Consider the following 26,605-nt stretch of genomic DNA (forward strand, 5'->3'; position numbering starts at 1 on the left):
ACAACCCGATGGGACTATAAACCGATGCCAGCCAGGGAAATCTATCACGATGCGGTGTGTACAGCACTGAAAAAGGACGGGTGGATAGTTACAGATGACCCGCTAGTTTTAACCATTGGCTTGCGCTCTGTTTTTGTAGACGTAGGGGCAGAAAAGCTGATTGCCGCTGAGCGCGGTCCCGATAAAATTGCTGTAGAGGTAAAAAGTTTTCTTAGCCCTTCTCCCATCAGTGATCTTGAAATGGCCTGGGGCCAATATTTTCTCTACGCTAGGGCACTCCAAAAGCAAGAACCCGATCGCGCCCTCTACTTGGCGGTGAACGAAACCGTATTTCAGACCTTATTTACCGAGGAAGCCGGGCAACTACTCTTGGCGGGACCAGGCTTTCGTCTACTTGTATTTGATTCAAACGCTGAGGAAATACTGCAATGGAACCCCTAGATCAATGGCGCAGCATTTTGGAAAAAACGCTCCAATACTATGCTGACTTACCCTATCGCTACGGCGATGTCAGAACTGATGTTGTAGTCAGTCGTGACCAAAATCATTTCTTCTTAATTCATGAAGGCTGGAATGGCAGCAGGCGCATTCATGGCATGGTTGTACATGCAGAAATACGCGATGAGAAAATTTGGATTCACTATGACGGCATCGAAAGCAGTATTACCGCAGATCTAGTGGCAGCTGGCGTACCTAAAGACCACATTGTTCTGGCTTTCCATTCCCCAGATGTAAGGGAACACACCGGCTTTGCCGTGGCCTAGCCGCAAGCTTTACCAGATTAGTGCCATGTTCAATCTAAATTCGGGGAGAACGGAATCTTCTGAAAGAGAAGTGGGATTGTTAAGCAGCTCAGGTGCTTGCCCCTGGCGGTAGATTTCGACCTGTCGGGTCTGGGGATTGATCAGCCAGCCCAGACGGACGCCGCTGGTCATATACTCTTGCATCTTCGCCTGCACCATCGAGAGGCGATCGCTGGGCGACAGCAGTTCCAAGACAAAGTCGGGGGCAATGGGCGGAAATTTTTGCCGCTGCTCGGGGGTGAGGGCATCCCAGCGCGACTGCTCGACCCAAGCCACATCGGGCGATCGCTCACCGCCACCGGGCAACTTGAAACCTGTGGAGGAGTCGAACACCAATCCGAGTTGCCGCTGGCGATTCCACAACACAAATTCTGTGGCCAGTTCAACATTCCGGTTGCCGGTTTCTCCACCCGTAGGCGACATGATGAGGAGATCTCCCTGGGCATTGCGCTCAAATTTGAGGTCTGGGTTGGTGATGCACAGCTGATAGAACTGATCATCGGTCATATCCAGGGCGGGCTGGAGCTTAATGGTGTAAGCCGTCATCAAAACCCCCAGGAGAGTGGTGCTGTTTCCTATGATAGGCCGCTGTAGCCCTACTCCTGGGCGGAAAAAGTATCATGACACGCTAACCCCATGGGAGCTGTTTTCCCTCAAGATAGAACTAGGGAATCAAGGAGATAAACACGTGGTAGCCCCAGCAATTAAGCCTCAGACCGACCCGCTTCATTACGAGGCCAAAACCCTCGCGATCGCCACGGCCCTGCTCGGGGCCACCCGCGAGAAGAAAAATCTCTTTGCCCAAATGCGCGACCAAATGCGCTGGGACGACAAGATCATGGACTTCGCCATGGCCAACCCCGGCCTCAAAGTGCAGCTGTTTCGCTTCATTGACGCCCTGCCCGCCCTGCGCAGCAAGCCGGAGATTGCTCGCCATCTGCAGGAGTATCTGTCCGCCGATGAGGTCGAGTTGCCCAACGTGCTGAAGGGCCTGCTCAACTTCACTGACCCCGACTCGGCCCCTGGCAAGCTGGCCGCCACCACCGTCGCCCCCGCCGTCGAGACCCTGGCCTACCGCTACATCTCTGGCGAAAAGATGGACCAGGCGATCAAGGCGATCGAGCGCATGCGCAAAGACAAGCTCACCTTCACCATGGACCTGCTGGGGGAGGCGGTGATCACCGAGGAGGAGGCCCAGGCCTACCTGCAGCGCTACCTCGACATCATGGCGCAGCTGTCGAACGCGGCGAAAAACTGGAAGACCATCGATGCGATCGACGTTGCCGAGGGCAGAGAACTCTCCAAGGTGCAGGTGTCGGTAAAGCTCACCGCCTTTTACTCCCAGTTTGACCCGCTGGATGAGGCGGGCAGCCGGGCCGGGGTCAGCGATTCCATTCGCACGTTGCTGCGCCGGGCACAAGAGCTTGGGGTGATGGTGCACTTTGATATGGAGCAGTACAAGTACAAAGACCTCACCCTGGCCATTCTCAAAGACATTTTGCTGGAGGATGAGTTTCGTCAGCGCGACGACATTGGCGTCACGCTCCAGGCTTATTTGCAGGACAGCTATGAGGATCTGCAAGACCTGGTGACCTGGGCCAAGCAGCGAGGCACCCCGGTCAGCGTGCGCCTGGTCAAGGGGGCCTACTGGGACCAGGAAACCATCACCGCACGGCAGAACGACTGGCCCAGCCCGGTCTATAGCCAGAAGGTCTCGACCGACGCCAACTTTGAGCGCATGACCCGGCTGCTGCTGGAGAACCATGAGTATTTATATGCGGCGATCGGCAGCCACAATGTCAGGTCCCAGGCCTACGCGATGGCAATCGCCGAAGAACTCCACATTCCCAAGCGTAATATCGAGCTGCAGGTGCTCTACGGCATGGCCGACAAGCTGGCCAAAACCCTGGCCGACCAGGGCTACCGAGTGCGGGTCTATACCCCCTTCGGTGAGCTGATTCCGGGGATGTCTTACCTGATCCGCCGCCTGCTGGAGAACACCGCCAACAGCTCCTTCCTGCGGCAGAACCTCGAAGATACTCCGGTGGAGACGCTGCTGGCGGCCCCGGAGTTTGCTGAAGAGGATTTGGCAGGGGAGCAGGGGGGCCACGGGGATTGGGAGCCGCCGTTCCCAAATGCGGCGGATACGGACTATGCGATCGCCGTCAAGCGCACCGAGGCCTTCGCCGCCCTCAAAGCGGTGCGGCAGCAGATCGGCCAGCGCTACAGCCCGATCATCGATGGCGAAGCGGTGAATACTGAGGCGTTCTTTGACTCGGTGAACCCCTCCAACCCCAAGGAGTTGATCGGCAAAGTGGGCATGGCCAGCCAGGAGCAGGCCGAACGGGCGATCGCCGTCGCCAAAGCCGCCTTTCCCGCCTGGGCCGCCACCCCTGCTAAAGAGCGGGCCAACATCCTGCGCCGCGCTGCCGACATCATGGAGGCTCGCCGCCACGAGCTCAACGCCTGGATCGTGCTGGAGGTGGGCAAGCCCCTGGGCCAGGCTGACCCCGAGACCTCAGAAGCGATCGACTTCTGCCGCTTCTACGCCGACGAGATGGAGCGCCTGGACGGGGGCTACGCCTACGACTACCCCGGCGAAACCAACCGCTACCGCTACTTTCCCCACGGCATTGGCCTGGTGATCTCCCCCTGGAATTTCCCCCTGGCGATCACCACCGGCATGACCGTGGCGTCGCTGGTGGCGGGCAACTGCACCCTGATGAAGCCCGCCGAAAACTCCTCGGTGATTGGCGCCAAGATTGCCGAAATTCTCTACGAAGCGGGCATCCCAAAAGGAGTGCTTCAATTTCTCCCCGCCAAAGGCTCCACCGTCGGGGCCTACATGGTGGAGCACCCCGACATCCACATGATCACTTTCACCGGCTCCCGCGCCGTCGGCTGCCGCATCTACGCCGAAGCTGCCCAGCTGCGCCCCGGCCAAAAGCACCTGAAGCGGGTGGTGGCCGAGATGGGGGGCAAAAACGGCATCATCATCGACGAAAGCGCGGATCTGGATCAAGCGGTGCAGGGGGTGGTCTACTCCGCCTTTGGCTACAGCGGCCAGAAGTGCTCGGCCTGCTCCCGCGTCATGGTGGTGGAGTCGGTGTACGACACCTTTATGCACCGCTTAGTGGAGGCTACCCGCTCCCTCCAAGTCGGCATCGCTGAAGATCCTGGCACCTTTGTCGGCCCCGTGGTCGATGCCGCCGCCCAGGCCAAAATTAAAGAGTACATCGAAAAGGGCAATCAGGAAGCTACCCTGGCTCTGGAGATGCCCGCCCCCGACACCGGCTACTTCGTTGGCCCCACAGTGTTTACCGATGTGGCTCCCGATGCCGTCATTGCCCAGGAGGAAATCTTCGGCCCGGTGCTAGCGGTGATCCGAGTGAAGGATTTCGACGAGGCGCTAACGGTAGCCAACAACACTGACTACGGGTTGACCGGCGGTCTTTATTCCCGTACGCCCTCCCACATCGACCGGGTGCAGAACGAGTTTGCGGTGGGCAACCTGTACATCAACCGGAGTATCACGGGTGCGATCGTCTCGCGGCAGCCCTTCGGTGGCTTCAAGATGTCGGGGGTGGGGTCAAAGGCGGGCGGCCCTGATTACCTGCTGCAATTCCTGGAGCCGCGCCACGTCAGCGAAAACGTCCAGCGCCAGGGCTTCGCCCCGATCGAGGGGGTCGATTAACTCAGAATAGATACCGGGGGTTCTTTGAGCACCCCCGGTATTTCCCTTTCCATCCCAGACCTTAATCGCAGATTCTGAACGGTTAATGGTCAGGTAGATCAAGTCGATCTCAGGAGCTGTTTAGCGCTCTTGAGGCAGGCTGTTGATAAAGTTCCATACCTCTGAGGTTAAAACTAAATAGTAAAAATCCCTCGTGTCGTCCTGTCTCATTTAGAGCAGCGAGATATTTCTGCCATCTTTGCAAACCTTGTCCAGGGTATAGTTACCGCGGGCTAAACCTAAATCTTGCGAAGTCAAAGAGGTTCGCCCAATGGGCTGGGCAAAGTAGGCCGACGCACCCCGTCGATGATCCCCTTGGCAGGATATACCCGCAAGAGCTTGGCTGGGAAAAAACACAGCGATAAAAACGACGAATACATATTTCCGCATAAAGCTAACTCTAGATTTCTTGCCATAAATCGTTCGATCTAGAGTGCCCGCTCTGATTTGGCCGTTATCAACCCTACAACAGGCCTTTGCAGATCAACCGATCGCAAGCCATATTGAAACCTGATGCCGACAGACTCAAATATCTATAACCTATAGCTAGAGTGAAATAGCGTTCTATCGTACCGCCACAGGGATGTGTTCACTTTGGCCAAACTGTGGGTTAATGGCAAAGGTCAACCCCTGCACCCTAAGAGCTAGCTATGACAGAAGCAACCAATCCTAGAGTATTTTTTGACATCACCATTGGCGGCACCCCCGTGGGCCGCATTGTGATGGAACTGCGGGCCGATGTTGCCCCCAAAACCGCCGAAAACTTCCGCGCCCTTTGCACTGGCGAGAAAGGCATGGGCACCGCTGGTAAGCCTCTGCATTTCAAGGGCTCTAGCTTTCATCGCATCATTCCTGAGTTTATGTGCCAGGGCGGTGACTTTACCCGCGGCAACGGCACCGGCGGCGAGTCGATCTACGGCATGAAATTTGCCGACGAAAACTTCACCCTCAAGCACACCACCCCCGGTCTGCTGAGCATGGCCAACGCTGGCCCCAACACCAACGGGTCGCAGTTCTTTCTCACCACCGTGGCCACCCCCTGGCTCGACGGCAAACACGTCGTCTTTGGCAGCGTGGTCGAAGGCATGGACGTGGTCAGCACCATGGAGCAGGTGGGCAGCCGCAGCGGCCAAACCTCTGAGCCTGTGGTCATCGCCGACTGCGGCGAACTGTAAAGACAGCTAGTCGTCGGGCGGAAACTGAAGTCTGATTTCCCCCGTCTCGCTGATGGTAACTTTGCCGCCCAGAGCCTCAATGCGAGCGATGGCTTTTTGGCGGGTGCCATCGTCAAAGGCGTTGGCGAGTACACTGGCCCAGGCATTGACCTGGGCCTGCTTGCTGAGGGGATTTTGGGCCAAAAAATCTGCCGTGCGCTGGGAGTTTTCGGCCATCAAAGGCGCATCAGGCTCGGGGGACTGTCGCGCCCAGTCGGCAGCGGTTTGAAATGATTTTTGGGCTGCTTTTCCGTTCCCTAAATACAGCAATTCGTCGACGCCGCGATAGCGCCAGATATAAAACCCATCCGATGGCAGCGCTGGGGTCAGATGCTTTAGTCCTTGGGCAATCAGCGCTACACTCTGCTCTGGTTGGCCAGCAAAGTTGCTTACACTGCCCGACAGAAACAGATAGAACCTCCGATAGTACGGGTCGTTGGGGATGATGGCCCTAAAAAAATCGGCGCTGAGGCTATAGCCTGTTTTAGCCCTTGCTTCATCGTCGCCAAAGTATTGCAAAAACCGCAGAAAAAACCAGTCTGCCACCACATTGTCGAAGCCAAAGGTAGGCATTTTTTGCGCCAGAGCCAGCGTAGCAGCGGTGGTCTGATCCTGCTGCTCAAGGTTCTGCTCGGTGACGCTGTGGTCTTGTAGGGCGGCCAAACGCCGCTGCTGCAAGGGCACAAGACTCACTAGCAGCGCCACGGGCAAAATCCAAAGCAGCAGGCTTTTGGCTCGATGCATAGGGGGATGGGGTGAACTGGAAAATTGCAGCATCGTTGTGGTTGGTAAGCGTAAGAAACCTATAGTGCGGGCTTCAAAATTGGGGGTGGTTCTAGAATAAGTTTACCCACGCCTGCCGCGATCGCTGCCCCAAGAGCTCCAGCCCAAGAAAGGCTGCGGGCAGCCCGTCGGCTCTCTTTCCTGCACGGCTATCCAACCTGTTAGCACCGTATTGGCATCTTCTACTATGGCTCAAGATTCTTCTTTGCAACCGACCCTAGCTGCGGCTATTAAGGAGCATTGGCTGGGGGTGCTGGGGGGAGTGGCCATGGTGGTTATGACGTGGCTGCCCTTCAGCTACCTGCGGATGGTGGGCTGGCCCTGGGTGCTGGTATGGCAGGCTGGATTTTTAGCGATCGCGATCTGGCTCCTAGGGCAACTGCGCCATCTGGACACCCCGTTCCGCCCCCTGGGCCACGGCCTTGACTGGGCCGTAGCGGTCACAGGCATTAGCCTGATTGTTTGCAGTCTGGCCAGCGACTTCAAAACTGTGGCCCTGTGGAACGTGATTTTGGCAGCGGTCTACGTCTTGACCCTCTACAGCGTAGTCAACTGGGCCAGTCGCGCCCAGGTTAAGGCAGTTCACCTCGCGGTGCCCCTGGCCGTAACGGTTTTGGGCACAGCCGTCATCTCTCTACTGCTGTGGCGGCCATCGGCCCCGTCGGCCCTAGACGACAGCTTTTCTACCGCCCTCCGCAACGCCATGCCCTTTGGCCATCACAACTTTGTCGGCGGCTACTTTGCCCTGGCCACGCCCGTTGTGCTGGCCTGCGCGATCGCCTTTAAAGGGTGGTTGCGATGGGGCGCCGTGGCCGCCAGCCTCTTAGCTGGAGCGGCCCTCTACGTCAGCGGCTCCAGGGGAGCACTGCTGGGAGTTCTGGTATGGTTCCTGGTGGTTGTCGTGGCGTTTGTCGTGGGTGCCACGGCCAAAAGCAGGCTCCGTCGTCTAGCTATCGGGGGCGGTGGGTTGGCGCTAGCTGCGCTGGTGCTGGCCAGCAATTCGCGGGTTCGCAGCCTGCTGGGTGGCTTAGGTTTTGTCCATCCCTCTGGCGCTGTGGTACAAGATGGCCCGCTGCTAGACCGCTACTTCATGTTCAAAACCGCTGTCAATATTCTGCGCGATCGCCCCCTGGTCGGCGTTGGCCCTGGGGTCATGAGCCGCGTGTCGAACCTCTATCGCCCCATAGAAACGGGAATGGGCCTAGACCATGCCCAGCAGCTGCACAGCACCCCAGCCCAATTCCTAGGCGAAATGGGGCTTTTAGGATTGGCCTTGTACGGGGTTTGGCTGGTACTAGTCGTCAGACTTTGGCTGCGCCTGTACCACACCGTGCAGGATGGTGCCAGCCGATGGCTGCTGTACGGCATAGGCGGCAGCATCTTGGCCTACAGCATCTCCAGCCTGACCGACTATCAGCTAGAAAACATCGGCATTTCGATCACCCTGGTCGCCTTGCTGACAATTTTGCTGCAAATTGCCGATCACACAGCCCTACCTGCGCCCTCACCTTTGGGTGGAGCAGCCCGCCGCTACTTCAGCCTGGGGCTCCTGGCCTGGCTGATTATGACAGGCTATCTGTGGCTGATGGCCGACCTGGGTTTCTGGTTTGCCCAGCGTGCCCTGCACCAAGTTGAGCAAGAAAATTTGGACGGCGCCATCCAAAACCTCTCCTCTGCCGCTGCCTTTGTCCCTTGGGATCCAACTTATCCTGCCCTGGTGGGGCAAGAACTCTATGGCCTACGGCCCGTGGTTCCCCCCGACCAGCAAGAGGCCTTGCGGCAGGATACGCTGGCCAATTTCTCTGCCGCCGCTGCGATCGCGCCCAACGACGCCTGGTTTAACTACAACCTAGCTGCCCTGCTGCTCTCTAAAGACCCAGCCGCCGCTGAGGTCTACAGTCGTCGAGCTTTGCAACTGCTGCCTCGAAAAGGGGGCTTTGGCCGTTATTTGCTGGGGCAAGCCTACCTGGCCCAGGGTCAAACGCCATCGGCCATCACGGCGCTGAGCCTCGAAGGGGTCGTCCAACCGGAGTTTTTGACCCTGCCCCTGTGGCAAAAAGAGCCGTTTGCCCCCCTCCAGGCCTCGGTGCTAGACCAAGCGGTGGCCCACCACGGGGCCGTACTTGGGGCCATGTCGCCAGAGGCCCCAGGCTATGCCCCCTTCTACGATCAAACAACCCTGGTGCGCTGGTGGTATCGGCAGCCCCTGCCTGAGCCACATCCCGACAAACTAAGCCCCATCACCCAGGCGCTGTTAGCGACCGATCGCAGTATCGAAGCCGCCCTGGCCGTTGTCACCCAGGCCCTAGACCAAGCCCCCCAAGACCAAGGACTACTGCTGCTTAGGGCCTGGCTGCAACCCAGCGAATTTGCCCAGGGCTACTTTGCCCAGGCTGAGCTATCGCCGCCAGCACAAGCCCAGCTAGCCGAGTCGTTTACGCAACATCGAGAGGCGCGATCGTGGTTGACATCCCTAGTCGCCCCTGCCCAGGGCACAGGCCGCAGTCTGCTGGGCCTTACCTATCGCAACCGCTACGCCCAGGCCGTTAACTTCATTGCCCCCCTCGCTGGGCTAGATGAGTGGGTAATTCCAGGTTTGCTGGGGCTATTTCCAGAATTTCCGAGAGAGTTTGCGGCCCTAGACCAAACCGTAGAAACCCTGCAAATAGAGCAGCTTAACCTACCCAGCGCCGTCAACAACCATTTTGAAATTACGCCCCCACCCCCCTAACCCTAAAACTTTTTGAGCAGGCGTGATCGCTAGTAGAGAGCAAGTGGGTAAGTTAGACCCAGGCGCAAACAACACCTCTACCGCCTACCCTCAAGGAGACATACACCTATGAAAACCTCTCTCAAAGCCAACCTGCTGAAGCACTTCATCACCAAAAAAGAAGAAGGCGGCTTCACCCTGATTGAACTGCTGGTTGTTATCATCATCATCGGTATTCTGGCTGCTATTGCCCTGCCTTCTTTCCTCAACCAGGCCAACAAAGCCCGTCAATCTGAAGCTAAAACCTACATCGGTTCTATGAACCGTGGTCAGCAAGCTTACCGCCTGGAAAACCGCGCTTTCGCCCCCGACTTTGTGAGCCTGGCAATTGGTATTCCTTCTACCACCAACTATTACACCTACACCATCGGTACCAACGGTGCTTTCGGTGCTGCTTCCCTAGCTACTGTCGTTGACCCTGCCCTTAAGGCCTATGTGGGCGGCGTTCAGCTGTCTTCGGGTAACGCAACTACTGAAGCTACCACCATTGCTACCCTTTGCGAATCGACCGCTGCTAACACCGCCGCAGCCGTTGGCGCTTTGAGCGGCTTTAACGCAACTGCGACATCCAGCACCCTGGACTGTAACTCTTCTGGCTGGAAAAAGCTATAACTAGCCTAGGCTTTGCCTAAATAGTTATTTTCACATCTAAAGGTTCAGTCACTGGTTATGTGGCTGAACCTTTACTTTTGGCTTTCTTTTCCTTAACTAGCAGCGGCAAAAAGCTAGCTTATAGCCTTACTAGAACTCTCACAATCTGCATTTCTTGATTTTTAGTTATAGCTGTAGCCAGCCTGGTTAAGACATTTCTCCTCAAAACGTTCAAACGTTCGAACGTCTCTAGATGTCCTAACCCAAATGACTATGGCTTTAGCAGCTATTCTGGCCATAGACTATTAGCTATGCTTTAGCCATGGCAAATCACCTGAGCTATGTACACGCATAAATCACACAAGTCTTAATCTCAAAAAACCAAATTAAACCAGGCATTCCGCAGCGGTAAACGACCATTTGACCCCAAAAATTGGGGCAGCAAACCAGGATTTGCATTGTCCCTAAAAATTTGAAACTCAAAGATTGAGGCTGCTAGCTCCCAGGGGAGTCACCAACGAGGGCATTTTCGTTGAGGACAGGATTGGTCACAATACGCTGCCCTAGGTTAACGCGCCACAGGTTAGTTTTCTTAAAGTTTGCCCCGGCTAGGTGAGCATAATCAAGGCAGGCCTCAGATAGGTTAGCGCGAAACAAATTGGCATTTTCCAGGCAAGCATGGCTCAAGTTTGCCAGTCGCAAAACGGCCTCTTGCAGGTTAGCTTCGGTTAGGTCAGCGCCGGTCAGTGTGGCCCGAAAGAGATTGGTTCCCACACAGCTGGCCCACCGCAGGTTAGCTTTGGCCATATTGGCGCCCATGAGGCTGGCACTGCTCAGATTGGCCTGACATAAATTGACGTTACTTAAATTAGAGTAGTAAAAGGTTGTTCTCATCAGACTGGCCGATTGCAACATGGCCTCTCGCATGTCTACTTCGTAGAAGTTAGACTCCCCTAAATCGGCCTTGGCTAGCAGGGTTTCCTGCATATCGGCCCTATAAAAGTGTGAATGCCGCAGGTTGGCGCTGCTCAGGTTAGCCGTGTAGAGATTGGTTTTGTAAAAGTCTACCAGGCTGAGGTTAGCATGGCTCAAATTGGCCATGCACAGGTCGCAGCGATATAGGGTCGATGACTCAAAGTTGGCGTGGGTAAAAACGCTTTCTCTCAGGTTGGCTTCGTAAAAGTTGGCGTGGCGAAAGTCAATCCCAGGCAGATGTAATCGGCCTAAATCTGCCCCCTGAAAGTCTGGTCGTATATCTGGATTCTGAACTCGCCAGGCGTTCCAACTTTCGACTCCTTCTTTCAGCAGGGTTAGATGTTCAGGGTTTGCCATGGGTTAATGCTCCCTAAATTGCGCACGGTGACAGATAGCTCGGCCATGCGCAATGCAACGATGTCAGGACAGCCTTTGAGCACTATGGGGTTCAGCAAACTGCTAAACCCCATAGTGCTCATTAGCCTTTTGGCTCTGTTTATAGCGGCACGAAACGTCCAGTCGTTTAGCCAAATCAGCAGGCTTTGCAAGACGTTGTGACTTCGCCCGCCAAGGTGGGACAGAATCTGCCAAGTTCAACTTTCCCTAAGAAGAAAGCTTGTTAACACTTATTCATATAATTGCGTAATTTCCTCAGCCCTCAGTAAACCTACGCAGTCGATGGCTAGCGAAATTCCATACCTCTCTCGGGGCGGCGCGCTGGCGCATAACCGTTGCGCCGGAAGGCTATGCAGAATGTTTTAAGCGATTTGGCGATGGCTATATCTACAATAAAATCTATGGGAGGAAATGCAGTCTCTGGTGGACTGACAGCTTTTCAAAGTTGTGCCAGCCAACCAGGTGCAGTTCTGGCCTGTTTGCTTGCCAGTTTGCCCATCTCGCCACCTATGCCGTAATCAAGATGACAACATCTCACGGGTTAAGCTTCCTGAACAACGGAGGAGAAACCGGAGCTCTTATTCAGGCGTTTAACTGGGCCGATACCCCACTGGGGCCGATGGCGTCTTGGTCGCAGAGCCTTAAGGTAGCGCTGCAGATTCTAAGCTCATCCCGATTTCCGATGCAGATTTTGTGGGGGCCAGACTATATTCAGTTCTACAACGACGCCTATATTCCGATCGCAGGCAACAAACATCCGGCCGGGATTGGGCAGCGGGCGGCGGACTGTTGGCGGGAGGTGTGGGATTTTTCGGGGGCGCTGCTGGATCAGGTGATGGCCACCGGGGAGGCCACCTGGTCTGAGGATCAGCCTTTGGTCTTAAATCGCAGCGGCCTGGCTGAGGAAGGATATTTTACCTTTTCCTATACGCCGATTTGGGACGAGCCGGGCCGCGTAGGGGGCATTTTCATTGCCGTCAATGAGACTACCCAAAAAATTTTGGGGGCGCGGCGCGAGCGCGCCCTGCGTGACGAAGCCCAGGCGGTTAGCGAAAGCCTCGCCAACGTGTTGACCAGCATCAGCGATGAGTTCATGATGTTTGACGACAACTGGTGCCTTACCTACATCAACGATCGCGCCGCTGCGGCCCTGTCCATGCCCGGTCAAGACCTGCTGGGGCAGTCTATCTGGACGGTGTTTCCCCAGGCGACAGCGGCCCCCTTTTACAAGGAACTGCACCGGGCGATCGAGGCTCAGGCGGCCACAAATTTTGAGCTGTTTTGCCCGGTCGAGAAGCGCTGGCTAGAGCACCGGGTCTACCCCTTTGGCAGGGGAGTATCGCTGCTGCGGGTGGATATTACCGATCGCAAAAATCTGGAGCAGGCCCTGCAAACCTCCGAGGAGCAGCTCAACAGCTTACTCAGCACGGCCCCAGCCTCGATTGCCCGCTGCCGCTTTTTTGCCGACCGCACCTACATTTTGGACTACCGCTCCGTGGGCTGTGAGGCCCTGACCGGCTATGCTCTGGAGGAGATTACCCCGGAGCTGTGGAGGGCTTGCACCTTTGCGGAGGACTGGGCGGCGATCGCTGACCCGATGTTCGATGCGGTGTTTGAGCAGCGGCCCATCACCGTAGAGTATCGCTTTTGCCACCGAGATGGGTCGGTGCGGTGGATTTCAGACAGCCTCACCTCCCGCCGGATGGACGACCAAGACGGCTGGATGGTGACGATGGTGGGCATTGATATTACCGCCCGCAAGCAGGCCGAAGACGACCTGCGCAGCAGCGAGGCCCATTTGGCCATGGCGCAGCGCGTGGCGCAGTTCGGCAGTTGGGAGTTCTATCTCGATGGCCAGCGCAGCGTGTGGTCAAAGGAGATGTTTGACCAGTTTGGCTACGACCCCGCCCGGGTCGAACCCAGCTATGCCGAACTCACCCAGCGCATTCACCCCGACGATCGCCAGATGGTAGAGCGATTTCTGGAGCGGGCGATCGCCGACCACCAGTCCTGCGCCTTCGACTTGAGAGTGGTTTTGCCCGATGGCTCGCTGCGCTATTTGCACTCGCGCTGCGAACCGATGGTCAATGCCCAGGGGCGGGTGGTCAAACTGCTGGGCACCTGCTTAGACATCACCGATCGCAAGCGGATTGAGGTGATTTTGCAGGAAAGCGAAGAGCGCTACCGCGTTTTGGCGGAGGCCATGCCCCAAATGGTTTGGATGGCCGACCGCAGTGGCGTTCAGTACTGGAATCAGCGCTGGTATGATTACACAGGCATTCAGCGGGGCGAAGCGCTGGGCACTGGCGGTACGCAAGTCGTGCATCCCGACGAGCAGGAGCGGACCCAGGCGCTGTGGCAGCAGGCCTTAGAGAAGGGTGAGGCATTTGACCTGGAGCAGCGCCTGCGTCGCCACGACGGCGTGTACCGCTGGTTTATCAACCGCGGCCTGCCGGTGCAGGACAGCCACGGCAAAACCACTCGCTGGGTGGGCACTATCACCGATGTGGACGACCAAAAGCAGCTCGAAAACCAGCGCACCCAGCTGCTGGAGCAGGAGCGACTGGCCCGCGAAGCCGCCGAAAACGCCAACCGCATGAAGGATGAGTTTTTGGCGGTGCTCTCCCACGAACTCAGGTCGCCCCTCAACCCCATTTTGGGCTGGGCCAAGCTGTTGCGCACCACTCAGCTCAGCGCAGCCAAGACCGAGTACGCCCTCGAAGCCATTGAGCGCAACGCCCGCCTGCAATCTCAGCTCATTGACGACCTGCTCGATGTTTCACGCATTTTGCGCGGCAAGCTGATTCTCAATAGCCTGCCCACATCGCTGACCGCCGTTATTCAGGAGGCCCTGGAGACGGTCCGCTCGGTGAGCGACGCCAAGGGGGTGGCCGTGCAAACTCAGCTCGATGAGTCGCCCGTTAGGGTTTTAGGCGATGCCAATCGCCTCAAGCAGGTGGTTTGGAATCTGCTGTCGAATGCGGTCAAGTTTACGCCCCCAGGCGGACAGGTGACGGTGCAGCTGACCTACCCAGACCATTGGGCAGAAGTTCGCGTCAGCGATACCGGCCAAGGCATTGACGCCAGCTTTTTACCCCACGTTTTCGATCGCTTTCGGCAGGCCGACAGCACCACCACGCGAGATTTCGGCGGCTTGGGGCTGGGGCTGGCGATCGCCCATCAAATTGTTGACATGCACCACGGCACCATCCAGGCCGAAAGCCTGGGGGAAGGGCAGGGCGCAACGTTTACCGTACGGCTGCCGGTGACGCTGGCGGCGGCGAAGGTTGAGCAGGCGGCACCATCATCCCGCCTCCACAACCTGAAAAATGTTCACGTCATGGTGGTGGAGGATGATAGCGATAGCCGCCATGTCATCACAGCGGCGCTCCAGCAGTTTGGGGCAAAGGTTACGACCCTGCCATCGGCGGCAGAGGCGATCGCGATCCTCGCCCACATCCAGCCTGACATTTTGGTGAGCGATATCGGCATGCCCGGCATGGACGGCTATACGCTGATGCAGCAGGTTCGAGACATGACCCACACCAGCCAGATTCCGGCGATCGCCCTAACCGCCTACACCACCGAAATAGATCAGCAAAAAATGGTTTTAGCCGGGTTTCAAAAGCATTTACCCAAACCCATGGAGGTGACCCAGCTGATCGAGGCCATTGCAGAGCTGATATCCAAAAATGTCGAGTAGCCGACAATGAAACCGAATCCCTATGGGCACACCCCTGCGTTTATTCATTCAGACTATTTTTCCTGAATTCACCATCAACTGGGCGCAGGTGGAGCCGCATTTAGAGACGCGATCGCTCAAAAAAGGCGACCTGCTGCTGCGTGAAGGCGACCCCTGCGAATTTTTAGGCCTCACCCTCCAGGGCTGCCTGAGACTTTTCTTTTTGAAGGACGGCAAAGAACTCACCCTGTTCTTTTGCCCAGAGGGTTATCCCCTGGGCGATTACCAAAACCTGCGGCTGCAGCGGCCCGCGATTTTTTCGTGCCAGGCGATTGAAGACGCCGAGGTGCTAGTGCTCAATCGGCAGGTCCTGACAGTGTTAGAGGCCGCCCCTGAGGGGCCACAGCTAATGCGGCTGGTGGTAGAGTTTTTGGCCTTTCGGCTGCGCGATCGCCTGCTGTCCCTCTACTGCGACAGCCCCGAGCAGCGCTACCTGGCTTTGATGGAATCTGAGCCAGACCTAGTGCTGCGGGTGCCCCAGCACTACATTGCCTCCTACCTGGGCCTAGAGCCAGAGTCGCTCAGCCGCCTCAAGCGCCGGGTCTATCAGCGGCAGCTATCCCGACAGAAGCCTTAACCCAGGTCAAGGCGGCCCGGCAAGGGGGCCCCCTAGCATGGGGTTATCGCAAACGAGAGACCCCATGGATATCAACCCCAACGCCCCTGTCAGCGCCCGCCACCAGATCACCATCCACGCCCCGGCTCAAATTATTTGGCAGATTTTAACCGATATCGATCGGTGGCCAACTTGGAACTCTAATATTTCAGCGGCAACCCTGGGCGGGCCGCTGCAGCCTGGCACGACCTTTGGCTGGAAATCGAACGGCACCGGCATTGTTTCAACCCTGCAAGCGGTTGAACCTCACCGCTACCTGAGCTGGACGGGGAAGGTGATCGGCACTCGCGCCATCCACACCTGGTCGCTAGAGCCGACTGGTGACGCCGTGGTGGTTACTACAGCAGAATCCTTTGAAGGCTGGCTGGTGCGGTTGACCAAAGGCATGATGCAGCGCACCCTCGACGCATCGCTGGTGGCATGGCTGGAGAGCCTGAAGCAGCGATCGGAGCAAGTTCAATAAAAGCCTTGCAGATTCCGTAATCCTGTGTTGTAGTATGTATACTACAACGTACTCGCTCGCAGGACGTTCATCGTCATGGCTTCCTTTCAACAGGTTATTCGCTACTACAGTCGCTACCGCTGGGTGGCTGTGTTTAGCATTGCCGCCAGCAGTCTGTTTCAGATTGTCGATCTGGCGGTGCCCTACTCGATTGGGCAAATTCTCAACGTGCTGTCACAGCAGCCCGTCGACGACCTCAGCCAGAGAGTCATCGATCGGGTTGGGGCCGGGGTGGGCTATCCGGCGGGGCCGGGGCTGGCGATCGCCCTCTTCCTGGCGGTTATCTTTATCGCCACCGTCGTGCGCGCTCCGATTCAGCCCTGGCTGAGTTCCTGGTTTCACTGGGATATTGCCCTGCGCACCCGGCGCGACCACTCGCTGTCGGTGGTGCGCAAGCTGCTGAGGCTGCCCCTGGGCTTCTACGACGAAAACAACCCTGGCCGAATTTCTGGACGGGTGGCGCGGGGGCTGTCGAACCACACCTGGACCTATCCCGAAATCGCGGGCCAGCTGATTCCCAAGCTGTTTCGCATTACCGGCATCTTTTTGCTGATCGCCTGGATTGACTGGCGCATTGCCCTGGCTTTTTTGGCGTCGTTTATTCTGATTTTGGGCTTTAGCTCCAAGGATCTGATTCGCCTGAACCGCAAAGAGCAAATCCTCGATCGCCACATTGAAAACACCGAGAGCCGCACCTCGGAGATTATCACCAACATCAAAACGGTGAAGGCCTTTGCCACCGAAAGCCAGGAGCTGCGGCGGCAGAGCCAGCGCCTGGAGCGGGAGTTCACCATGGTGCTCCACGTCATTCACAAGGGCTACGTGATTTTGTCGACCTGGCAGGATTTCATCATTCAGGGCTGCGTGTTTGGCATTCTGGTGATGACCCTGCTGGCTACCCTGCGGGGGCATATTTCGCTGGGGCACTTTATCACCACCCTGACGGTGTCGAGCATGGCCTACTCGGAGCTAGAGCCAATTAGCAACCTGGCGGAAATTTTCGCCCGCCGCTACGCCTCAATGCTCAGGTTCCATGAATTTATGGAGCAGCCCCTGGGCACCGACGTGGTGAATTTGACCGATAGCCCTGAGAGCCTGCCCGCCTACGAGTTCACCGGCAAGGTGCACTTCGACCAGGTGAGCTTTGGCTACGACGACGAAAAGCCTGTACTACAAAATATCGACCTGCTGATTGAGCCCTGCCAAACGGTGGCGCTGGTGGGGCGATCGGGCTCGGGTAAGTCGACTTTGGTGAAGCTGCTGTTTCGCTACTTCGACCCCCACAGCGGTCGCATTCTGATCGATGGCGATGACATTCGCAAATTAGATGTGACTGGCTACCGGCAGCGGCTGGCGATCGTGCACCAGGAGGTGGACGTGTTCAACGGCACCCTGCTCGACAACCTCAAGTACGGCAACCCCACCGCCTCCATGGCGCAGGTGAACGAGGCCTGCCGGATCGCTCGGGTCGACGAGTTCATTCACCGTCTGCCCAAGGGCTACTACACGGTGGTGGGCGAGCGGGGGGTGCGCCTCTCGGGCGGGCAGCGGCAGCGGCTGGGCATTGCCCGCGCCCTGCTGGTCAACCCCGACGTGCTGGTGTTTGACGAGGCGACCTCCAGCCTCGACTACGAATCGGAGCGATCGATTCAGCTGGCCATGCGCTCTATTCTGGGCACCCGTACGACCCTGATCATCGCCCACCGGCTCAGCACCGTACGCGAGGCCGACAAGATCGTGGTGCTAGAGGAAGGTCGGATTGCCGAAGTGGGCAACCACGAGCAGCTGCTAGCCCACGGCGGCATCTACCACCGCCTGCACGTACTGCAAGAAACCGGCGAAATGGTGGCGTAGAAAAGTCAGCAAAAAACATGGAAAAAGGACGCTAGTTAGAGGGCTAGCGTCCTTTTTCGGGTTTTTCTATGTCTATACGCAGATTTAGTTCTATTCTTGCAGATTATGTTTTTTTGGTGCGCTTTTTTTACTTTACTTAGATCATTTAAGATGGCTAAACGTCCACGGTAGGATTTTGAGATGTCGGCTAATTCTCAAGGCTTAGCACCCTATCGGCAGGAGATACATTCTAGATTGAAGCAACTTTCCCGGCAAATTTGTCTGGTTGTCATTTTCATTGCTGTAGCGGTGTTGGTGGGCTGGGAATCGGCCATTCCCTGGCTAAAAAGCGGCCTGCCGGGGTTGCCAACCATGACACCCAATACGGCCTTGGGCTTTCTTTTGGCCGGCACTGCTTTGTGGCTAGAGGGTACCCCCCCAGCAGATCAGCGACGCTACGTTTGGCAAACGACGCTTTCTCTGGGGCTGGCGCTGGTTTGCTTCGGGCTAGGCGGCATTAATCTCTTAGAATTTTTGCTGCATTGGGATACAGGTCTAGGGCATTGGCTATTTCCCCAGTGGGCCGAACAGCTCAATCCGGTTTCTAAGGGCCGCCTTGCACCTAATACAGCGCTCAACTTTGTGCTTTTTAGTGGGTCGGTGTGGCTGCTGCACCAGCGCCAGTATCGCCAGGCCCAGGTTATGGCGTTGGGAATGTTTTATATTGCGCTAATTGGGTTTCTTGGCTACCTCTACGACGTTGAATCGCTATACGGTCTGGGCTCTTATTCGGCGATGTCGTTGCCCACTAGCGGGGCTTTTTTATTGCTAGCGTTGGCGCTGCTGTCGCGCTACCCCAATCGCGGCGTGGTGGCGATTTTGACGGCAGACCACGCCGGGGGCGCCCTGGTGCGGCGGCTGGTGCTGGCGGTTGGCCTGGTGCCAATAACTCTGTGTGGGCTGATTTTGACAGGGCAGCGCCAGGGGCTTTACAGCAGTGAGTTTGGGGTTGTTTTGCTCTGCGTGTCGGTGGTGCTGATGCTGAGCCTGGTGACCTGGTGGAGTGGCCAGGTGCTAGAGCAGAGTGACTACTATGTCTCCTTTGACACGCTGACCGGGTTGCCCAATCGACGGCGATTTGAGCAGCAGCTCAGCCAGTGGATGGGCTACTGCCGCCAGCACAATCACCTGCTGTGCGTGCTGTTTTTGGATATTGATCGGTTTAAGTACATCAACGATGTGCTTGGCCACGATCTGGGCGATGAACTCTTAATCCATCTGGGGCGGCGGCTTCAGGGCCTCACCCCTGAGGACGGGTTGCTGGCCCGCTGGGGAGGCGATGAGTTCGTGCTGCTACTGCCCAAAATTCAGGATTTGGCCGCTGGCGTGAGCCTGGCAGAAGTGATATTGACCTCGCTGGAGCTGCCCTTTCAGCTGCAAACCCACTACCTCAACATCAGCGCCAGCCTGGGGGTGGCCATTTTTCCTGAGGATGGCGAGGATTTGCGGGCCTTGCTTCAAAAAGCCGATCTTGCCCTATTCGAGGCCAAAAGCCAGGGCCGCAATACCTACCAGGTCTATAGTCAGGTGTTCTCGGAGCGAGTCAGCGAAACCCTGCGACTTGAAAACGCCTTAGTTAAAGCCCTAGAGCAAAGGGAGTTTTCGCTTTTTTATCAACCCAAAGTGAGTCTAGCCACGGGGCAGCTGACGGGCCTGGAGGCGCTGCTGCGCTGGCACTCTCCTGAGCTAGGCCCAGTGTCGCCAAAGCGCTTTATTCCCGTGGCTGAGGAAACCGGGCTAATTGTGAGCATCGGCGCCTGGGTGCTGCAAGAATCCTGTCGTCAGGCGCATGTATGGCAGCGCGAGGGGCGACTGTCGGTGCCCATTGCTGTCAACATATCGGTGCTACAGCTTTACCAGGCTGACCTGCTCTACCAGCTAAAACAGCTGCTGGCTGAATTTGATCTGCCGCCGTCGCTGCTGGAGCTTGAGGTTACCGAAACAGCGGCTATGCAAGATGTTGACTACGCCCAGGCAAGGCTGCATCAGCTGTCTGACCTAGGGATTGGCCTGAGCCTGGATGATTTTGGCACAGGCTTTTCGTCCCTTGCCTACCTGAGTCGGTTTCCCCTAAAGGTGCTGAAAATTGACCAGGCCTTTATTGCCCCGATCGCGACATCGGCGACGGCCCAGGCCATTGCCCGTTCCATTATTGAGCTAGGCCACGGTTTAGATCTACGGGTTCTGGCGGAAGGTGTAGAAACAGAGGATCAGCTAGCCTACCTGCGATCGGTCCACTGTGATGAGATTCAGGGCTATATCTTTCAGCGACCGATGTCGGCGGCGGAAACCGCAGACTTTTTGCACAGGGTCTCTGCGCCGTAGGTAACTCTGCCCCGCAGCCAATCGGTGGCCGTCACCCCTTAAACCGGTGTATCCAGCCTGGTGTATCCGGCCTACCGAGGCCGCACCTTTTGCCTGAAATGTTCGATATCTACGACCTTGGGCGCAGTAGGCCCGACCAGTCCATCGAGCAGCCCTGGATCTAAACCGTCCAGGGGGGCGAGCACAAACTGTCCCATGGTGCTGCACCCGTGGCCCACCAGGTGAATTATCTGCGGTGCAGCCGTTTCCGATCGCACCCAGCTGACCCCATGGCTGCCGATAACCAGGTGCTTGTCGCGCAGGGTGCAGCCCACGCCGTGGTCTTCAAAATACTGTAAAATCTTGCGGATAGTCTGAAACGACAGGTGCTGCCGCAGCCGACTGATGGCGCGAATTTCGAGGATTTGCTCCCAGGAGTAGAGCACCTCTAGCCGGGGCGACTGCCCCACTCGCTGAGGCACCACAATTCCTGTTTTTTCGAGATAGGCGAGGCGGCCTGGGCTGCTGCGGGCTAAGACAACGGCATGGCGGCGAGGGAACCAATCCATAGCGGGCACTCCAACACAAACGCTAGATGTGGGGCCAATACAATCAACTCTACGCTATGGGTATGGAATTGTCCGGAGGCTGAGGAACCTTTTTGGAAGTTTTGCAATCCTTTAAAAACAAAAAAAATGGGGATCGCCTACCCTGCACTGGATGCGGCGACTCTAACGTTTCTTGAAGTATTCTTCGCAGAATAGGGTTTTTGCACTAGGGCGATTGTACTAGCCCTAGCCGCCGCTGACGGGGGGGATCAGCACGACCTCATCGCCGTCGTGCAGCGGGGTATCGTCGGCGACAAACTGGAGGTTGAGGCCCAGGCGGGTGCGATCGCGCCAGGGTTCCAGTTTGGGGTGCTCGGCCAGGGCGCGATCGCGCACATCCCCCACCGTTGCCCCGGCGGGAAACTGCCACTGAACCTCGGGGACGCCGTAGGCCTCCTGGTAAATGGCAAACAGCTTGACGGTGACGGTGATGGGGTTGGGCACGGGGGGCGATCGCTCCTATCCGTTAACGTTCTGGTCGGTGCTACTGGGCCACATCCACTCCAACCAGCCGAGACACCACCGTCTGAATCGCTGGCGCGAACGCCTGGAGCACCGGCGACAAAATTACCACACTCCCCGCCGTGATGATGATAGTGCGGGCCGTGGTCAGATTATCGCGTTGAAACTGAAAGAAGCGCTCATCCCAGCGCTCTACCTCCGACTTCAGCTCCTGGCGGCTCTGCTCCAGCTTGTCATTCAGCTCCTGGCGGCTCTGCTCCAGTTTGTCATTCAGCTCCTGGCGGCTCTGCTCCAGTTTGTCATTCAGCTCCTGGCGATTTTGCCCTAAGTCGCCTCTAAGCGCAATGATTTGCTCAACAACGTCGGCCAGGGTAGGTTCTCGATCGGGGGTTGTTGTCATAAGCACTCCTATGGTTCAAATTTTAGGTCAAAGCTTCCCTGATGCGCCGAGTATGCCATCGCCTGGCGTACCCAATTTGGTTTCAGTATTGGTAACGTCACCTGAGCCCTATAAGGCTCAGGCCATAGTAAAACCATCTAAGTTTGGCTGAGGCAACCCTATGACCCGTTCTGCATTCCCCCTGCTTCGTAACCGTCGCGCTGCGCTGCTGGCCTTTGCGCTGGGGGCAACCCTGGTGGGCGGCTGTGCCGAAGCACCTAACCTGACGCTAAATCAAGACGCCATGACCACCGATGCTGAGGTGGCGATGGGCGGTGCTGCTGCCGGGGCCGAAAACCAGGCGCTGGCACCGGCTGCCGATTCTGCGGCCAAGGTCAGTGAACCCGTTGACCCGCTGCCCTCTAGCGATATCGGCCAGGCTGCGCCCCAGCTGGTTAAGCAGGCCAACCTGGTGCTGCTGCTGACCGATATTGACCAAGGGTTAGATCAGGTGCGAACCATCCTTCAGCAAGCCCAGGGAGACGTGCTGAGCCTGCAAGATCAGCGGTCTCCCCAGGGGGCAGCCCAGCAGATCACGCTGACGCTGCGGGTTCCCCAGGCCAAGCTAGATGCGGTACTGGATAGTTTGCGCCCCCTGGGCACCGTGCAGCAGCAGTCGCTCAGCGCCGAGGATGTGTCGAGCCAGCTCGTCGACCTGGATGCCCGGATCAAAAATCTGCGCCAGTCGGAGGCCGCCCTGCTGAAAATTATGGAGCGATCGGGGGAAATTTCCCAGGTGCTAGAGGTGTCGCGGGAGCTGAGCAGCGTGCGCGAATCGATCGAGCGGATGGCGGCCCAGCAGCAAAACCTGAAGCGCCAAGTGGCCTACTCGCAGATTTATTTAACCCTGCAAAGCCCCGTCACCCAGGTTGCCCCCCTGCGCCCCGTGGGCGAAACCCTGGGCAACACCTGGGAGGCCGCTACCCAGTCGGTGAAAGCGTTTACGGTCGGTGGATTAAAGCTCGGGCTGTGGCTGCTGGCCTATAGCCCCTACTGGGCGCTACTGGTGGCGGCAGGCTATGGCGCCTATCGCCTGCGGCAGAGTCGCACGGCCCAGCCCGCGGTGGCTGAAGCCGACAACAGCTGAGCGCCCCGAGAGCCGCCGACCCAGTTTCCATTCTTGAAACCACGCCTGGCCCACCTCTGGCCCATGACATCGTAGATACAGCGTTAACCGACACTTCTTTGCTATGGAACACCGATGGATGGGATGGGCCGCGCTTTCGGGCGGTCTGCTGGCGATCGCCCTGGGCGCTAGTCAGCTCCAGGCCGAGCCACCCACTGCCCCCGAACTCGCCCCTCGCCGTGGATTGGGCGACGCACCGCTTCGTTTAGCTCAGGCACCCACCGTGGCCCCCCCAATGAACCCAGAACTGACCCAGGCCCAGCTAGGCTTTGGCTTTGCCCTTTTTGATCAGCTGCGCCAAGAAACGCCCGACGAGAACGTGCTGGTGTCGCCAACCAGCGTATCTCTAGCCCTGGCGATGGCCTACAACGGCGCGGGCGGCGAGACTCAAGTGGCGATCGCGCGCGCCCTCCAGCTTCAGGGGCTAGACATCGACCAGCTCAATGCGGGCAACCAGGCCCTGACCCAGTATTTGACCCAGCTCGACCCCGAGGTGGCGCTGGACATTGCCAACTCCCTCTGGGTAAACCAGGATCTGCCGGTGCGGGCCGACTACGCTGACCGCATGCAGGCAGCCTACGGTGCCGAAGTGGCCGCCCTTGACTTTGGCCAGCCAGCCGCTGTCGATCGCATCAACGACTGGGTCAAGCAGCACACCCGCGATCGCATTCCCACCATTGTCGATCAGCTGCCCGCCGACCAGCTGCTGGTGCTGGTCAACGCCGTGTACTTCAAAGGAGCCTGGAGCGAGGCCTTTGACCCCGCCCGCACGGCGGAGCATACCTTTACCCTGGCCAGCGGCGACACCATTCAGCATCCTCTAATGGCCCAGCGGGGCGATTACCTGTATTTAGAAACCGACCAGTTTCAGGCGGTAAGCCTGCCCTACGGCAGCGGCTCGCTCAGCTTTGAGGTAATTTTGCCCGCCCCCGGTCTTGACCTGGCCGAGTTTTCTGCGCAGCTCAGCCCTGGGCACTGGCAGAGCTGGATGAACCAGATGCGATCGCGCCCCGGCCAAATTCAGCTACCCAAGTTCCAGTTTGACTACGAAGCCGACCTGATCCCGGCACTGAAGGCCCTGGGCATGGGCATCGCCTTTGAGCCCGGCAAAGCCGACTTCTCAGGCCTCACCGACCTGGAGGCCGTGATCAATCAGGTGCGCCACAAGACCTTCATTGAGGTCAATGAAGAGGGCACCGAAGCCGCCGCCAGCACCGCAATCGGCATCATGCCCACGTCGATCCAGCTGCCGCCCGATCCGCCGTTTGAAATGGTGGTCGATCGCCCCTTTATCGCCGCCATCCGCGATCGCGACACCGGTACGCTGCTGTTTTTAGGCGCGATCGTAGACCCGAGGTAGGTGGATGGGTGGATGGGTGGATGGGTAGGCGGGTGGATGGGTATACAGGTCAAGCGATTATGCTTTCTCCTACACGCTCCCACGCATCCACGATCCCACGCCCCCACCCTTACTTCCCTCCCCCCCGCTGCTCCAACAGCCGCTGCCACTCGGCGTCAATCTTATCCTTCTGCGCCTCCTCCTGTTCCGTGAGATCGGTCTCAGTGGTGTAGGCCAAGTTATCGGTACCCAGCACCGTCTGGCCCGTGAGGGTTTCGGCAAAGGCAAGCTTTTCGCGCTGGTCGTCGGTGAGCTGGTTCAAGACTTCGGCCCGCTGCTCGCGCTCGGCGTTGCGTGCTTCAATCCTGGCATTTTGCCGCTGCACCCAAAAGTAGCGAACCAGGGGCACGGCCAAAAAGGCTACCCCGTAGCCCAGCAGCACCCAGTAAAGCGAGTGCGCTAGGGCAACGATACCGCCCAGCTGAATAGCCAGGCTTGGATCTTTGAGCATGCTGCCCAGCACCAGCGCCCCCACCAGGTTAGCCCCGCCGAGGCCAGCGGCGGCCATGATCTGCCCAGAGGTGGCCTGGCTAAAGCGCTGGGGAATTTCGCGCAAAAACCGAGGCGGTGTAAAGCGGCGACTCTCCTTGGCGGTCACCTGGAGTTCTGGAAACTGGTACACAATGCCACCCTGGGGGCTGACCTGGGGCACGCCGTTAAAGCGGCTCAGCACCGGCACCATGAAATCTTCGAGATCGCGATCGCGGCCCAGGTCGCCCAAAAACGGGGTAATCTGCTCGGCCACCACGGCCCCGCCGTTGGCCTGAATCACCTGGGCAACGTTCTGCCAGCGGCGATCGTCGAGGTCGGCATTGGGGTCACCATCGCCAAACAAGAACGAAAATACCGCTTCCAGAAAGTTCAGTTCGCTCTTAGTGCGCGGTCTGCGGCGGCGATCGCGCCTGGGGTCAAACATCCAGAAAATATCTGGCCCTAGCCAGATACGGGGCATGAAGACCATGCCGCCGCCGCCCCGGCTACCGCCGCCGTTGTTGTCGTCACGCCCGGCGCTGCTGGCCGCGATCGCCAGCAGCGTAATGGCCACCACAATCAGCACCAGCGACAAAATCAGCAGAATGCCAAAGGAAATGCGAATCAGATAAAACAGCGCCCGCCAGACCTTCTCCCAGGCGGACTGCCAGCGCAGCCGCCAGGATTTGCTCCACAGCACCGCCTGAATGTTCTTAGGAAAGACGTAGGCCACCTCGCCCGACTCGGCCACCTGTAGGTGGGCCTGCACCTCGGAGGCCAGGGCCAATACCCCCTGCTGGGCCTCCAGTAAAGGAATACCGGCCTCGGCGGCCACATCCCCAACTGTGACTCGATAGCCCAGCCGCTCTACGGCCTGGGTAATCGTCTTTGTCTGCGCCATGATTTGCGCCATAGATAAACGAACCCCCTGGGTTCTAACGACCGCACAACCACTAGTTGCACCTACAACCAGTATAGAAAGCGCAGTCTTGAACTACAGGGGGCAGTAACCGTACCGGGAGGAGCAATTTTGGATTGGCCATTTTGGATCTTGGTGGTTAGCCTGTGCATTTCTACGGCTTCGGCAACCGAAAATCTAAAATCCAAAATCCAAAATCACCGTTAGCCCTTGCCCAGCACCTGGTCACGGATTGCGGCAATGTCGCCCAGCAGCTCTTGCCGATTCGACGCCTTGAGCAGATAGCGGTAGAGAAACCAGCCGCTGTAGATTAGCCCGATGAGCTCGAAGGTGGGAGCCAGCAGCGGAAAATCGTTGATGGCGCTGAGCAGAGCCAGCACCAGCTTGACCGCAATAATGGCGGCAATAATCAGGCCCACCGTCACAATGGGGCGGCGGTATTGCTTAAAGAAAGTAGATACGTAGTCGGGCAAATCGCCCAGTAGTCCAGACACCTTATCCCACACGATCTGCACCTGGCGGGTCGCCTCTTCCCCCAGGCTCTCAGTGGCAGATTCCGACGTTTCTACGTCAAGTACCGGATCAGGCACCGGCGTTACAGGCTCTGTAAATGCAGTATCCGATTGATAGTCACTCATGACGGCTTATCCCAGGGGCTTAGTTAAGGTCTAATGATATGCCGAGCACAGCTCAGGAAAATAGCTTTCCCACAGACAAAACTCCACGTCTAGACTTGGCTCGGCGCTAAACTCGAAATAAGGATACACCCAATTCTGATTGAGTGTATTGAGCTTTAGGAGTGTTATAGACCGAAACCATTCGATTTTCAATTTTTTTTGCCCCAATTCGAATGGTTCAG

At 57.6% G+C, this 26,605-nt stretch carries 21 protein-coding genes; 13 read left to right on the forward strand and 8 right to left on the reverse strand.

From position 1 onward, the window contains the following. Positions 1-24: 24 nt before the first annotated feature. Positions 25-441, forward strand: coding sequence for an element excision factor XisH family protein (locus tag LEPTO7104_RS0104490; RefSeq protein WP_017297354.1), 417 nt, complete (start codon positions 25-27; stop codon positions 439-441). Then, the gene (locus LEPTO7104_RS0104495; RefSeq protein WP_017297355.1) at positions 429-764 is read left to right on the forward strand and encodes a XisI protein; all 336 of its coding nucleotides are present in this window, start codon (positions 429-431) and stop codon (positions 762-764) included. The genes LEPTO7104_RS0104490 and LEPTO7104_RS0104495 overlap by 13 nt, the downstream gene beginning before the upstream one ends. 9 nt (positions 765-773) lie before the next feature. Here the strand turns inward: LEPTO7104_RS0104495 and LEPTO7104_RS0104500 are convergent, their stop codons facing one another. Then, positions 774-1,349, reverse strand: coding sequence for a Uma2 family endonuclease (locus LEPTO7104_RS0104500; protein WP_017297356.1), 576 nt, complete (start codon positions 1,347-1,349; stop codon positions 774-776). A 142-nt stretch (positions 1,350-1,491) separates the two neighbouring features. Here LEPTO7104_RS0104500 and pruA point away from each other — a divergent pair, with 142 nt between their 5' ends. Together pruA and LEPTO7104_RS0104510 are read left to right on the forward strand one after the other, a co-directional pair. After that, entirely contained in the window at positions 1,492-4,497 is a 3,006-nt protein-coding gene (pruA, locus tag LEPTO7104_RS0104505; protein WP_017297357.1) for an L-glutamate gamma-semialdehyde dehydrogenase, read from the forward strand. A 689-nt stretch (positions 4,498-5,186) separates the two neighbouring features. Further along, positions 5,187-5,711 (forward strand): peptidylprolyl isomerase, encoded by a 525-nt coding sequence (locus LEPTO7104_RS0104510; protein ID WP_017297358.1) that lies wholly within the window; start codon positions 5,187-5,189, stop codon positions 5,709-5,711. A 6-nt stretch (positions 5,712-5,717) separates the two neighbouring features. On the opposite strand, the gene LEPTO7104_RS0104515 is transcribed toward LEPTO7104_RS0104510, so the two are convergent. Next, positions 5,718-6,494 carry a hypothetical protein gene (locus LEPTO7104_RS0104515; protein ID WP_017297359.1) on the reverse strand — a complete coding sequence of 259 codons (777 nt, stop codon included), beginning with the start codon at positions 6,492-6,494 and terminating at the stop codon, positions 5,718-5,720. Positions 6,495-6,720: 226 nt separating this feature from the next. On the opposite strand from LEPTO7104_RS0104515, the gene LEPTO7104_RS0104520 reads away from it, so the two are divergent. Both LEPTO7104_RS0104520 and LEPTO7104_RS0104525 read left to right on the forward strand, forming a co-directional pair. Then, a complete protein-coding gene (locus LEPTO7104_RS0104520) occupies positions 6,721-9,264 on the forward strand; it encodes an O-antigen ligase family protein (protein WP_017297360.1) in 2,544 nt (847 codons plus the stop codon). A 108-nt stretch (positions 9,265-9,372) separates the two neighbouring features. Beyond that, complete coding sequence (locus LEPTO7104_RS0104525; protein WP_017297361.1) at positions 9,373-9,915, forward strand: type IV pilin-like G/H family protein; 543 nt, start codon at positions 9,373-9,375, stop codon at positions 9,913-9,915. 474 nt (positions 9,916-10,389) lie between these two features. Here LEPTO7104_RS0104525 and LEPTO7104_RS36705 read toward each other — a convergent pair whose 3' ends face one another. Next, positions 10,390-11,226 (reverse strand): pentapeptide repeat-containing protein, encoded by an 837-nt coding sequence (locus LEPTO7104_RS36705; RefSeq protein ID WP_017297362.1) that lies wholly within the window; start codon positions 11,224-11,226, stop codon positions 10,390-10,392. 562 nt (positions 11,227-11,788) lie between these two features. Between LEPTO7104_RS36705 and LEPTO7104_RS32755 the strand changes: the two genes are divergently transcribed. From LEPTO7104_RS32755 to LEPTO7104_RS36710, 5 genes are all read left to right on the forward strand, one after another. Beyond that, positions 11,789-14,968 (forward strand): PAS domain-containing protein, encoded by a 3,180-nt coding sequence (locus LEPTO7104_RS32755; protein ID WP_083887001.1) that lies wholly within the window; start codon positions 11,789-11,791, stop codon positions 14,966-14,968. Between the two features lie 22 nt (positions 14,969-14,990). After that, entirely contained in the window at positions 14,991-15,584 is a 594-nt protein-coding gene (locus tag LEPTO7104_RS0104545) for a Crp/Fnr family transcriptional regulator (protein WP_017297365.1), read from the forward strand. A 64-nt stretch (positions 15,585-15,648) separates the two neighbouring features. Beyond that, complete coding sequence (locus tag LEPTO7104_RS0104550; RefSeq protein WP_017297366.1) at positions 15,649-16,086, forward strand: SRPBCC family protein; 438 nt, start codon at positions 15,649-15,651, stop codon at positions 16,084-16,086. A gap of 75 nt (positions 16,087-16,161) precedes the next feature. Beyond that, on the forward strand, positions 16,162-17,979 hold the full coding sequence (locus tag LEPTO7104_RS0104555; RefSeq protein WP_017297367.1) for an ABC transporter ATP-binding protein: 1,818 nt from the start codon (positions 16,162-16,164) through the stop codon (positions 17,977-17,979). Positions 17,980-18,213: 234 nt separating this feature from the next. Continuing rightward, a complete protein-coding gene (locus tag LEPTO7104_RS36710) occupies positions 18,214-20,343 on the forward strand; it encodes a putative bifunctional diguanylate cyclase/phosphodiesterase (RefSeq protein WP_017297368.1) in 2,130 nt (709 codons plus the stop codon). Between the two features lie 71 nt (positions 20,344-20,414). Here the strand turns inward: LEPTO7104_RS36710 and LEPTO7104_RS36715 are convergent, their stop codons facing one another. The 3 genes from LEPTO7104_RS36715 to LEPTO7104_RS36720 all read right to left on the reverse strand — a co-directional run bounded on the left by LEPTO7104_RS36715 (position 20,415) and on the right by LEPTO7104_RS36720 (position 21,792). Beyond that, positions 20,415-20,891, reverse strand: coding sequence for a MerR family transcriptional regulator (locus LEPTO7104_RS36715; protein WP_017297369.1), 477 nt, complete (start codon positions 20,889-20,891; stop codon positions 20,415-20,417). Positions 20,892-21,116: 225 nt separating this feature from the next. Further along, positions 21,117-21,374 carry a MoaD/ThiS family protein gene (locus tag LEPTO7104_RS0104570; RefSeq protein WP_017297370.1) on the reverse strand — a complete coding sequence of 86 codons (258 nt, stop codon included), beginning with the start codon at positions 21,372-21,374 and terminating at the stop codon, positions 21,117-21,119. A 40-nt stretch (positions 21,375-21,414) separates the two neighbouring features. Further along, a complete protein-coding gene (locus LEPTO7104_RS36720) occupies positions 21,415-21,792 on the reverse strand; it encodes a hypothetical protein (RefSeq protein ID WP_017297371.1) in 378 nt (125 codons plus the stop codon). A 160-nt stretch (positions 21,793-21,952) separates the two neighbouring features. Here LEPTO7104_RS36720 and LEPTO7104_RS32775 point away from each other — a divergent pair, with 160 nt between their 5' ends. Both LEPTO7104_RS32775 and LEPTO7104_RS0104585 read left to right on the forward strand, forming a co-directional pair. Next, complete coding sequence (locus LEPTO7104_RS32775) at positions 21,953-22,918, forward strand: DUF4349 domain-containing protein (RefSeq protein WP_017297372.1); 966 nt, start codon at positions 21,953-21,955, stop codon at positions 22,916-22,918. A 103-nt stretch (positions 22,919-23,021) separates the two neighbouring features. After that, positions 23,022-24,317 (forward strand): serpin family protein, encoded by a 1,296-nt coding sequence (locus tag LEPTO7104_RS0104585; RefSeq protein WP_155523517.1) that lies wholly within the window; start codon positions 23,022-23,024, stop codon positions 24,315-24,317. Between the two features lie 109 nt (positions 24,318-24,426). On the opposite strand, the gene LEPTO7104_RS0104590 is transcribed toward LEPTO7104_RS0104585, so the two are convergent. Next, positions 24,427-25,728 carry a hypothetical protein gene (locus LEPTO7104_RS0104590; protein ID WP_040696053.1) on the reverse strand — a complete coding sequence of 434 codons (1,302 nt, stop codon included), beginning with the start codon at positions 25,726-25,728 and terminating at the stop codon, positions 24,427-24,429. Positions 25,729-25,949: 221 nt separating this feature from the next. Beyond that, complete coding sequence (locus LEPTO7104_RS0104595) at positions 25,950-26,384, reverse strand: CAAD domain-containing protein (protein WP_017297375.1); 435 nt, start codon at positions 26,382-26,384, stop codon at positions 25,950-25,952. Between the last annotated feature and the right edge of the window lie 221 nt (positions 26,385-26,605).

The organism is Nodosilinea nodulosa PCC 7104 (genome assembly GCF_000309385.1).
Taxonomy (GTDB): Bacteria; Cyanobacteriota; Cyanobacteriia; order Phormidesmidales; family Phormidesmidaceae; genus Nodosilinea; species Nodosilinea nodulosa.

Excerpts from the sequence above, each read along its gene's own strand:
- LEPTO7104_RS0104490 (WP_017297354.1), top strand. The coding sequence starts at position 25 with ATGCCAGCCAGGGAAATCTATCACGATGCGGTGTGTACAGCACTGAAA.
- LEPTO7104_RS0104495 (WP_017297355.1), top strand. The coding sequence starts at position 429 with ATGGAACCCCTAGATCAATGGCGCAGCATTTTGGAAAAAACGCTCCAA.
- LEPTO7104_RS0104500 (WP_017297356.1), bottom strand. The coding sequence starts at position 1,349 with ATGACGGCTTACACCATTAAGCTCCAGCCCGCCCTGGATATGACCGAT.
- LEPTO7104_RS0104510 (WP_017297358.1), top strand. The coding sequence starts at position 5,187 with ATGACAGAAGCAACCAATCCTAGAGTATTTTTTGACATCACCATTGGC.
- LEPTO7104_RS0104515 (WP_017297359.1), bottom strand. The coding sequence starts at position 6,494 with ATGCATCGAGCCAAAAGCCTGCTGCTTTGGATTTTGCCCGTGGCGCTG.
- LEPTO7104_RS0104520 (WP_017297360.1), top strand. The coding sequence starts at position 6,721 with ATGGCTCAAGATTCTTCTTTGCAACCGACCCTAGCTGCGGCTATTAAG.
- LEPTO7104_RS0104525 (WP_017297361.1), top strand. The coding sequence starts at position 9,373 with ATGAAAACCTCTCTCAAAGCCAACCTGCTGAAGCACTTCATCACCAAA.
- LEPTO7104_RS36705 (WP_017297362.1), bottom strand. The coding sequence starts at position 11,226 with ATGGCAAACCCTGAACATCTAACCCTGCTGAAAGAAGGAGTCGAAAGT.
- LEPTO7104_RS32755 (WP_083887001.1), top strand. The coding sequence starts at position 11,789 with ATGACAACATCTCACGGGTTAAGCTTCCTGAACAACGGAGGAGAAACC.
- LEPTO7104_RS0104545 (WP_017297365.1), top strand. The coding sequence starts at position 14,991 with ATGGGCACACCCCTGCGTTTATTCATTCAGACTATTTTTCCTGAATTC.
- LEPTO7104_RS0104550 (WP_017297366.1), top strand. The coding sequence starts at position 15,649 with ATGGATATCAACCCCAACGCCCCTGTCAGCGCCCGCCACCAGATCACC.
- LEPTO7104_RS0104555 (WP_017297367.1), top strand. The coding sequence starts at position 16,162 with ATGGCTTCCTTTCAACAGGTTATTCGCTACTACAGTCGCTACCGCTGG.
- LEPTO7104_RS36715 (WP_017297369.1), bottom strand. The coding sequence starts at position 20,891 with ATGGATTGGTTCCCTCGCCGCCATGCCGTTGTCTTAGCCCGCAGCAGC.
- LEPTO7104_RS36720 (WP_017297371.1), bottom strand. The coding sequence starts at position 21,792 with ATGACAACAACCCCCGATCGAGAACCTACCCTGGCCGACGTTGTTGAG.
- LEPTO7104_RS32775 (WP_017297372.1), top strand. The coding sequence starts at position 21,953 with ATGACCCGTTCTGCATTCCCCCTGCTTCGTAACCGTCGCGCTGCGCTG.
- LEPTO7104_RS0104585 (WP_155523517.1), top strand. The coding sequence starts at position 23,022 with ATGGAACACCGATGGATGGGATGGGCCGCGCTTTCGGGCGGTCTGCTG.
- LEPTO7104_RS0104590 (WP_040696053.1), bottom strand. The coding sequence starts at position 25,728 with ATGGCGCAGACAAAGACGATTACCCAGGCCGTAGAGCGGCTGGGCTAT.
- LEPTO7104_RS0104595 (WP_017297375.1), bottom strand. The coding sequence starts at position 26,384 with ATGAGTGACTATCAATCGGATACTGCATTTACAGAGCCTGTAACGCCG.